Source organism: Streptomyces hydrogenans (assembly GCF_014656075.1).
Classification (GTDB): domain Bacteria; phylum Actinomycetota; class Actinomycetes; order Streptomycetales; family Streptomycetaceae; genus Streptomyces; species Streptomyces hydrogenans.
Genome location: NZ_BNBS01000092.1, coordinates 22,562 through 32,173 on the forward strand (window position 1 = coordinate 22,562; position 9,612 = coordinate 32,173).

Here is a 9,612-nt window from a genome sequence, read left to right on the forward strand (position 1 = left end):
GGCCGGCGGCTCCCTCCGGCACGGTTCCGGGCCATGGGACGAGAGCACTGGAAGAAGATCTGGGTCGGCTCGGCGGGCAACATGGTCGAGTGGTTCGACTGGTTCGTGTACGCGAGCTTCGCCGTCTACTTCGCGGGGGCCTTCTTCCCCGAGGGCAACGACACCGCCAAACTCATGAACACCGCCGGCATCTTCGCCGTCGGCTTCTTCATGCGCCCCGTCGGCGGCTGGCTCCTCGGCAGGGTCGGCGACCGGAAGGGCCGCAAGGCCGCCCTCACCCTCACCGTCACCCTCATGTCCGCCTCGGCGCTGCTCATCGCCGTCGCCCCCACCTACGCCGTCGCCGGCTACGGCGGCGCCGCCGTCCTCCTCGTCGCCCGCCTCCTCCAGGGCCTCTCCGTCGGCGGCGAGTACGCGGCCAGCGCCACCTACCTGACCGAGGCGTCCGCCCCCGGCCACCGCGGCTTCGCCTCCAGCTTCCAGTACGTCTCCATGACCGCCGGACAGGTCCTCGGCCTCGGCCTGCTGATCGTCCTCCAGCACACGATGTCCACCGAGGCCCTGCACGCCTGGGGCTGGCGCGTCCCCTTCGTCATCGGCGCCCTCGGCGCCGCCGTCGTCTTCTACCTGCGCCGCACCATGCTGGAGACCGAGGTGTACGAGGAGACCGCCGACACCGGGGTCGCGCGCGGCCAGCAGGGCACCCTCAAGGCGCTGTGGGCGCACCGGCGCGAGGCGTTCCTCGTCGTCGCGCTCACCATGGGCGGCACCCTCGCCTACTACACGTACACGACCTACCTCACCAAGTACCTCTCCAACAGCGCCGGCCTGCCCAAGCAGACCGCCACCCTCGTCTCCTTCTGCGCCCTCATCGTCTTCGCCTGCCTCCAGCCGCTCGCCGGCCGGCTCTCCGACCGGATCGGCCGCCGCCCCCTCCTCATCGGCTTCGCGGTCGGCTCCACCCTCCTCACCGTGCCGATCCTGACCCTGCTGAAGCGCGCCGACTCCTTCTGGCCCGCCCTCGGCCTCTCCCTCCTCGCCCTGCTCGTCGTCACCGGCTACACCTCCATCAACGCCTGCGTGAAGGCCGAGCTGTTCCCCACCGGCATCCGCGCCCTCGGCGTCGCCCTGCCGTACGCGATCGCCAACGCCCTCTTCGGCGGCACCGCCGAATACGTGGCCCTCTGGTTCAAGAACGCCGGCGTCGAGTCCGGCTTCGCCTGGTACGTGGCGGGCTGCGCGGCCGTCTCGCTGATCGTCTACCTGACCATGCGGGAGACCCGCGACATCGACCTGGCCCGGGTCGGCACCGCAGAGGGGACCGCCGCCGCGCCCGGCCCCGTACCGCCGGCCAGGAAGACCGGTGCCGCCGTGGATTCCGCATCGTGAGATCCGTGTCCTGCGCCGCGCGGGCCTGTGGCACACTGCGGGCGTGCTTGCTACCACGATGATTATGGGCAGCAGCGCGCCGGTCCGCAGTGACCGCTGATCCCCGGGACCCCACCCCCGCGGCGGCGGCCATCGTGCCCCAGACCCGCGCGCAGACCTCTCGCACCCGCGAGGGGTTTTTTCGTTTTCCGGCCCCACCCACGCCGGAGACGGACCGCGCGTGAGAATGGGGGCAAGTGGATCCATACCTTCCGGAGCCACATCCGACAGGAGCCAACACAGTCATGACCACCGAGAACGGCGAGAGCCCCCGTCCGGGCGCCGGCCCGGCCGACGACAGCTTCCACGTCTTCGACACGACGCTCCGCGACGGAGCCCAGCGTGAGGGCATCAACCTCACCGTCGCGGACAAGCTGACCATCGCCCGGCACCTCGACGAGTTCGGCGTCGGCTTCATCGAGGGCGGCTGGCCCGGCGCCAACCCGCGGGACACCGAGTTCTTCGCCCGCGCCCGCCAGGAGATCACCTTCCGGCACGCGCAGCTCGTCGCCTTCGGCGCCACCCGCAGGGCCGGCGGCACCGCCGCCGACGACCCGCAGGTCAAGGCGCTCCTCGACTCCGGCGCCCCGGTGATCACCCTGGTGGCCAAGTCCCACGACCGGCACGTCGAACTGGCCCTGCGCACCACCCTCGACGAGAACCTGGAGATGGTCCGCGACACCGTCGCCTTCCTGACCTCCCAGGGCCGCCGGGTCTTCGTCGACATGGAGCACTTCTTCGACGGCTACAAGGCCAACCCCGACTACGCCAAGGCCGTCGTCCGCGCCGCGCACGAGGCCGGCGCCGACGTCGTCATCCTCTGCGACACCAACGGCGGCATGCTCCCCGCCCAGATCCAGGCCGTCGTCGCCACCGTCCTCGCCGACACCGGCGCCCGCCTCGGCATCCACGCCCAGGACGACACCGGCTGCGCCGTCGCCAACACCCTCGCCGCCGTCGACGCGGGCGCCACCCACGTCCAGTGCACCGCCAACGGCTACGGCGAGCGGGTCGGCAACGCCAACCTCTTCCCCGTCGTCGCCGCCCTGGAGCTCAAGTACGGCAAGCGGGTGCTCCCCGACGGCGCCCTCGCCGAGATGACCCGCATCTCGCACGCCATCGCCGAGGTCGTCAACCTCACCCCCTCCACCCACCAGCCGTACGTCGGCGTCTCCGCCTTCGCCCACAAGGCCGGGCTGCACGCCTCGGCCATCAAGGTCGACCCCGACCTCTACCAGCACATCGACCCCGAGCTGGTCGGCAACACCATGCGGATGCTCGTCTCCGACATGGCCGGCCGCGCCTCCATCGAGCTCAAGGGCAAGGAGCTGGGCGTCGACCTCGGCGGCGACCGCGCGCTCGTCGCCCGGGTCGTCGAGCGGGTCAAGGAGCGCGAGCTCCAGGGCTACACCTACGAGGCCGCCGACGCCTCCTTCGAGCTGCTGCTGCGCGCCGAGGCCGAGGGCCGGGCCCGCCGCTACTTCCGCACCGAGTCCTGGCGCGCGATCACCGAGAACCGCCCCGACGGCACCCACGCCAACGAGGCCACTGTGAAGCTCTGGGCCAAGGGCGAGCGGATGCTCGCCACCGCCGAGGGCAACGGCCCGGTCAACGCCCTCGACCGCGCGCTGCGGGTCGCCCTGGAGCGGATCTACCCCCAGCTCGCCAAGTTCGAGCTGGTCGACTACAAGGTCCGCATCCTCGAAGGCCGGCACGGCACCGAGTCCACCACCCGCGTCCTCGTCACCACGAGCGACGGCAACACCGAGTGGTCCACGGTCGGCGTCGGCGAGAACGTGATCGCCGCCTCCTGGCAGGCCATCGAGGACGCCTTCACCTACGGGCTGCTGCGGGCCGGGGTCGATCCCGCGGAATGACACCGTTCTCGCCCAGGTATGTCTAGTTCGAGCCCATTCGGGTAATTTCGAACCATGAGGACCAGGGCGTTTTCGGTGTGGTCGGCCCTCGCCGGGCTGATCCTCCTGCTGCTCCTGGCCCTGGCCCCCGCGTCGGCGGGTGCCAGGGCCACCGGCGTCCCCGACGCGGCCGCCGCCCTGAGACAGGGCCCCGTCTACGTCGACCCGGGCGCCGCCGACCAGCTCTCGGCGGCCGACGCGGCCGCCCTCGCGCAGAAGATCGAGGACGCGGACAAGCCCCTGTTCGTGGCCGTCCTGCCGGAGGGCGCGCAGTACCCGCCGGAGGGCCTCATCGACAACCTGCGGGCCCAGACCGGCATCGCCGGCGTGTACGCGGTGCGGCTCGGCGACGACTTCGCCGCCAAGGCCGACACCCGCGTGCTGTCGGCCGGCGCGGTGAGCAACATGGTGGCCACCGCCGACCGGCCCGGCGCCGACGCCGTCACCGAGCTGAACGCCTTCGCCGACCAGGCCCTCCCCGCGATGCGCGGCTCCGCGCCCGCCGCCTGGCCCGGCGGCGCCTCCTCCGACTCCGGCGTCCCGGTCGCCGGACTCGTCACCCTCGCCGCGGTCGCCGCGGTCGGCGGCACCACCGCCTACGCCGTGGTGCGCGGCCGGCGGAAGCGGAGGGAGGCGGAGGAGAGGGCCGCCCTGGAGAAGCTGCGGGTGGTCGTCGACGAGGACATCACCGCCTTCGGCGAGGAGCTGGAACGTCTCGACTTCCACCCCGCGGAGGCGGGCGCCGACGAGGCGATGCGCGCCGACTACGAGGCCGCCCTCGACTCCTACGACCGGGCGAAGTCCCTGATGGGCGGGGTGCGGCAGCCGCACGAGGTGCGCGGGGTCACCCGGGCGCTGGAGGACGGCCGCTACTCCCTGGCGGTCCTCGACGCCCGCCGCGCCTCCCGCCCGCTGCCCGAGCGGCGCCCCCCGTGCTTCTTCGACCCGCGCCACGGCCCGTCCACCGAGGACCGCACCTGGACCCCGGCCGGCGGCGCCTCCCGCGAGGTCCCCGTCTGCGCCGCCGACGCGGCCCGCCTCGACGACGGCGAGGACCCCCACGCCCGCACGGTCGAGACCGACTCCGGCCGCCGCCCCTACTGGGAGGCGGGCCCCGCCTACGGCCCCTGGGCGGGCGGCTACTTCGGCGGCGGCCTCCTCCCCGGCCTGCTCGTCGGCACCATGCTCGGCTCCGCCCTCTCCACCCCCGCCTACGCCGCGGAGTACGGCGGCGGCGACTTCGGGGGCGGGGACTTCGGCGGGGACGGCGGCTTCGGCGGCACCGACTTCGGCGGCGGGGACTACGGCGGGGGCGGGTTCGGAGGCGGCGACTTCGGAGGCGGCGGCGGCTTCGACGGCGGCGGGGGCTTCTGACGGCCCGCGTCAGACCAGCGGCTTCACCGACATCAGGAGGTGGCGGTGGTGGCCGTCGGCGCCGTCGGTCAGCAGGGCGCGCTGGCCGGGGCCGAGCAGGTGGAGGCGGACGTCCTCGGCGGTGAAGCGGGTCAGGGCGTCCAGCAGGTAGCCGGGGTTGAAGGCGACGGTCAGCGCGGCGGCGCCGTCGAGGGTGGCGGACAGCCGCTGGGAGGCGACGTCGTCCTCGTACCCGGCCCGCAGGTGCAGGGCCGTGCCCTCGAAGGCGAGCTGGACCGGGCTGTCGCCCTCGGCGACCACCGCGACCCGCTTCACGGCCTCGACGAGCGCGGTCCGGCCGGTGACCGCCACCGCGTGATCGCCGAGGGCGAAGAGCTTGTCGTGGCGGGGGAGCCGGCCGTCGAGCAGCCGGGCGGTGGTGCGCAGGCCGGCCCGCTCGAAACCGATCGAGTGGGCGTCGAGCCCGATCCTCGTCCGGCCCTCGCCGGCGAGGGAGCGGGCGGTCTCGGCGAGGCGCCGGGCCGGGACGACCACGTCGGCGGGTTCGGCGGGGGCCGCGCCGAGGCCCGGGTACCACTCCAGGGTGCGGACCGCGTAGCGGTAGCGGTCGGTGGCGGCCAGGGTCATCACCGAACCGTCCAGCGCGAGCCGTATCCCGGTGAGGACCGGCAGCGAGTCGTCCCGGCCGGCCGCCGCCGTGACCTGGCCGACGGCCTCGGCGAAGGCGGCCCCGTCGACCTCGCCGAGGACCGGCGGGAGCGCCGGGGCGGCCGGGTAGGAGTCGAGCGGCAGCAGCGAGAGGCCGAAGCGGACCTCGCCCGAGGTGACCGAGAGCCGGGAGTCCTCGACGGTCAGCGCGGTGCGCCCCGGGGGAAGCACCTTGCAGATGTCGAGCAGTCGGCGCCCGAGCACCAGGGCGCGGCCCGGGACCTCGGTCGCGGCGTCGACCTCGACGCGCGCGGACGCCTCGTGGTCGAGCCCGGAGACGCTCAGCCGGCCGTCGTCACCGGCCTCCAGGAGCAGCCCGCCGAGCACGGGCATCGGGGAGCGGGCGGGCAGCACGCGCGCGGCCCACGCGACGGCTTCGGCCAGCACGGCACTGTCGATGTGGATCTCCATGGCGCCGACGCTAACGGCCGCCTCTGACAACGGCGTCGACGCGCGCGGCCGCGGGCGGGCGGGTGCGCGTGTGTCGCCGGGCGCGCGGGTGCCGAAGGGTGCGCGCGGGGGCCGACGGTGCGTGTGCCCGCCGCGCGCGGGCCCGGCCCGGTCCGGGTACGCCGAGCGCCCGCCGTCCGCGGGGGGTCGCGGAGGGCGGGCGCGCTCGGCGTCCTGGCCGGGGGAACCCGGGGGAGGGTCAGGCGGCGTTCTTGATCGCGGAGATGTCGAAGTTCAGCTTCACCTTGTCGCTGACCATGACGCCACCGGTCTCCAGGGCGGCGTTCCAGGTGAGGCCCCACTCGGAGCGGAGGATCTCGGCGGAGCCCTCGAAGCCGACGCGCTCGTTGCCGTACGGGTCGGTGGCCGTGCCGTTGAACTCCAGGTCGATGGAGAGCGGCTTGGTGACGTCCTTGATGGTCAGGTCGCCGGTGACGCGGTACTTGTCGCCGCCCAGCTGGGCCGCCTCGGTGGAGCGGAAGCTCATCAGCGGGAACTGCTCGGCGTCGAAGAAGTCGCCGCTGCGCAGGTGGTTGTCGCGGTCGCCGATGCCGGTGTCGATGGAGGCGATCTTCACGTCGATGGTGGCGCTGGAGGCGGACGGGTCGCTGCCGTTCAGCTTCAGGGAGCCCTCGTGCTCGCCGAAGGAGCCGCGGACGTTGGTGACCATGGCGTGGCGGACGGTGAAGCCGATGCTGCTGTGCGCGGCGTCGATGGTGTAGTCGCCGGTCAGGGCGGCCAGGGCCGGGTCCACCGGGAGGGTGGCGGTGGTGGTGGCGGACTCGGTGTTCTTGCGGCCGAAGAGACCCATGGCGTGCTCCTTGTCGGGGGGTGTCGTCGAAGGCGGAGTGTTGTTGAACCTTCAACGAGAATGACTGTAACCCCATTCCGTTCAACTTTCAACATCTACTCCCGAGGTTCATCCGAACGGCCCCGCGAAAGCGCCGAGGCCCTCTGGCGGACGCGCGTAGAACTACGGCACCATCTCCCTGCGCGACGAGCACCACCTGCACAGCCGTCCCCACCCGTCACGGACCCCCGCAGGAGGCAATCCCCGTGAAGCTCCGCTCCGTCCTCACCGCAGTCGCCCTCGTCCTCGGCGCCCTCTTCGCACCCGGCTTCGGCGCCCTCACCGCCGCCGGCGAGGCCCACGCGGTCACCAAGATCAGCCACGCCACCGCGACCTCGATGTTCCGCTCCTCCGGCATCACCTGGTCCTCCTCCGGAGGCTGCTCGGACCGCTCCAACCCCACCTGCACCTCCTTCGAGCAGCTCAACCTCGCCACCGCCCAGGGCGCCCAGACCCTCAGGAGCGCCAGCGGCTGCGCCCTCAACATCACCGGCGGCACCGAGACCGGCCACGCGAGCGGCACCTACTCGCACTGGAACGGCTACAAGCTCGACTTCGCCAAGGGCACCTGCGTCACGAACTACGTCAAGAACACGTTCACCTACATCGGCCTGCGCGGCGACGGCGCCCCGCAGTGGAAGTCCGGCGCCGGCAACGTCTACGCCGACGAGGGCAACCACTGGGACGTGACCTTCTACAACTGCGGCGGCTGCTGAACCGCACGCCGACAGCGCGCGCGGGCCCCCGTCATCCGGAGGCCCGCGCCCGGCTTTTGTGAGACCTCCACAATCAAAGGGGCCTCCTGGCTGTGGACTCGCTCCCACGGCCCCCCGGTTCTGTCCGTCCCCACCAGGAATCGACACGCGAGACTGTACGGAGTCGACGGCGGGGTTTCCTTGGTCGAGTTCGTAGGGTCGGTACATGACCCTTGTCGACGAGATCCCGAGCGAGCCCACCGACGCACGTGGCCGCGTCGCCGAACTGCACGTCCTGCGCGAGCAGGCACTGGCCGGCCCCAGCGAGCGCGCGACCGAGGCCCAGCACGCGAAGGGCAAGCTGACCGCGCGCGAGCGCATCGAGCTGCTCCTCGACCCGGGTTCCTTCAACGAGGTCGAGCAGCTCCGCCGGCACCGCGCCCAGGGCTTCGGCCTGGAGGCCAGGAAGCCGTACACCGACGGCGTCATCACCGGCTGGGGCACGGTCGAGGGCCGCACGGTCTTCGTCTACGCCCACGACTTCCGGATCTTCGGCGGCGCGCTGGGCGAGGCCCACGCCACCAAGATCCACAAGATCATGGACATGGCCATCGCGGCCGGCGCCCCGCTGGTCTCCCTGAACGACGGCGCCGGCGCCCGCATCCAGGAGGGCGTCTCCGCCCTCGCCGGCTACGGCGGCATCTTCCAGCGCAACACCAAGGCGTCCGGCGTCATCCCGCAGATCAGCGTGATGCTCGGCCCGTGCGCCGGCGGCGCGGCCTACAGCCCCGCCCTCACCGACTTCGTCTTCATGGTCCGCGAGACCTCGCAGATGTTCATCACCGGCCCGGACGTCGTCAAGGCGGTCACCGGCGAGGAGATCAGCCAGAACGGCCTCGGCGGCGCCGACGTCCACGCCGAGACCTCCGGCGTCGCGCACTTCGCGTACGACGACGAGGAGACCTGCATCGCCGAGGTCCGCTACCTCCTGTCGATGCTCCCGCAGAACAACCGCGAGAACCCGCCGACCGTCCCCTCCGAGGACCCGGCCGACCGCCGCGGCGACGTCCTGCTCGACCTGGTGCCCGCCGACGGCAACCGCCCGTACGACATGCACAAGGTCATCGAGGAGCTCGTCGACGACGGCGACTACCTGGAGGTCCACGAGCGCTGGGCGCGCAACATCATCTGCGCGCTGGCCCGCCTCGACGGCCAGGTCGTCGGCATCGTCGCCAACCAGCCCCAGTCCCTCGCCGGCGTCCTCGACATCGAGGCGTCCGAGAAGGCCGCCCGCTTCGTGCAGATGTGCGACGCCTTCAACATCCCGATCATCACCCTTCTGGACGTCCCCGGCTTCCTGCCCGGCGTCGACCAGGAGCACGGTGGAATCATCCGGCACGGCGCGAAGCTGCTCTACGCCTACTGCAACGCCACCGTGCCCCGGATCTCCCTGATCCTGCGCAAGGCGTACGGCGGTGCCTACATCGTCATGGACTCCCAGTCGATCGGCGCCGACCTGACGTACGCCTGGCCCACCAACGAGATCGCGGTCATGGGCGCCGAGGGCGCCGCCAACGTGATCTTCCGCAAGCAGATCGCCGAGGCCGAGGACCCCGAGGCCATGCGCGCCCGCATGGTCAAGGAGTACAAGGCCGAGCTGATGCACCCGTACTACGCGGCCGAGCGCGGTCTCGTCGATGACGTCATCGACCCCGCCGACACCCGCCAGGTGCTCATCCGGTCCCTCGCCATGCTCCGCACCAAGCACGCCGACCTGCCGTCCCGCAAGCACGGCAACCCGCCGCAGTAAGACCCGGTCCGAAGGAGTCCACCGAAGTGACCACGCCTGCCACAGCCAACCTTCTCCGCGTCGAGAAGGGCCACGCCGACCCCGAGGAGCTGGCCGCCATCACCGCGGTCCTGCTCGCCCGCGCCGCCGCGCAGCCCGAGCCGGCCCGTGCCCACCACGGCCGCACCGCCGCCGACTGGCGCCGCCTGGAGCGCGAGGGCGGCTTCCGCACCCCGCACAGCTGGCGCTGACGCCCGGAACGCACGGAAAAGGGCCCCCGCTCCTTCGAGGAGCGGGGGCCCTTCTTCGTGGTGCGCGACCGACGGACCCGTCGGGACGGTTACCGCAGGCGGGCCATGAGGGCGTGCTCGACGAGGGTGATGAGCGCGCTCTTGGCGTCCG

Annotated in this window: 8 protein-coding genes; 6 read left to right on the forward strand and 2 right to left on the reverse strand. The window is 72.5% G+C overall.

Annotated elements, in window-relative coordinates:
* The first annotated feature begins 33 nt into the window (after positions 1–33).
* The 3 genes from IE321_RS29895 (at position 34) to IE321_RS29905 (ending at position 4,718) form a co-directional block, all read left to right on the forward strand.
* Positions 34–1,389, forward strand: a complete 1,356-nt coding sequence (locus IE321_RS29895; protein WP_190225191.1) for an MFS transporter — start codon at positions 34–36, stop codon at positions 1,387–1,389.
* Positions 1,390–1,673: 284 nt separating this feature from the next.
* A complete protein-coding gene (cimA, locus tag IE321_RS29900; protein ID WP_043219959.1) occupies positions 1,674–3,305 on the forward strand; it encodes a citramalate synthase in 1,632 nt (543 codons plus the stop codon).
* A gap of 54 nt (positions 3,306–3,359) precedes the next feature.
* Positions 3,360–4,718: a hypothetical protein gene (locus IE321_RS29905; protein ID WP_190225192.1), complete on the forward strand. Its 1,359-nt coding sequence runs from the start codon at positions 3,360–3,362 to the stop codon at positions 4,716–4,718.
* Between the two features lie 9 nt (positions 4,719–4,727).
* On the opposite strand, the gene dnaN is transcribed toward IE321_RS29905, so the two are convergent.
* Complete coding sequence (gene dnaN / locus IE321_RS29910) at positions 4,728–5,837, reverse strand: DNA polymerase III subunit beta (RefSeq protein ID WP_190225193.1); 1,110 nt, start codon at positions 5,835–5,837, stop codon at positions 4,728–4,730.
* Between the two features lie 238 nt (positions 5,838–6,075).
* Positions 6,076–6,687: a YceI family protein gene (locus tag IE321_RS29915; protein ID WP_043219965.1), complete on the reverse strand. Its 612-nt coding sequence runs from the start codon at positions 6,685–6,687 to the stop codon at positions 6,076–6,078.
* Between the two features lie 245 nt (positions 6,688–6,932).
* Between IE321_RS29915 and IE321_RS29920 the strand changes: the two genes are divergently transcribed.
* The 3 genes from IE321_RS29920 to IE321_RS29930 all read left to right on the forward strand — a co-directional run bounded on the left by IE321_RS29920 (position 6,933) and on the right by IE321_RS29930 (position 9,461).
* Positions 6,933–7,442, forward strand: a complete 510-nt coding sequence (locus IE321_RS29920) for a hypothetical protein (protein WP_190225194.1) — start codon at positions 6,933–6,935, stop codon at positions 7,440–7,442.
* Positions 7,443–7,647: 205 nt separating this feature from the next.
* Entirely contained in the window at positions 7,648–9,231 is a 1,584-nt protein-coding gene (locus IE321_RS29925; protein ID WP_043232727.1) for an acyl-CoA carboxylase subunit beta, read from the forward strand.
* 26 nt (positions 9,232–9,257) lie between these two features.
* Positions 9,258–9,461, forward strand: a complete 204-nt coding sequence (locus IE321_RS29930) for an acyl-CoA carboxylase subunit epsilon (protein ID WP_190225195.1) — start codon at positions 9,258–9,260, stop codon at positions 9,459–9,461.
* Positions 9,462–9,612 lie beyond the last annotated feature (151 nt).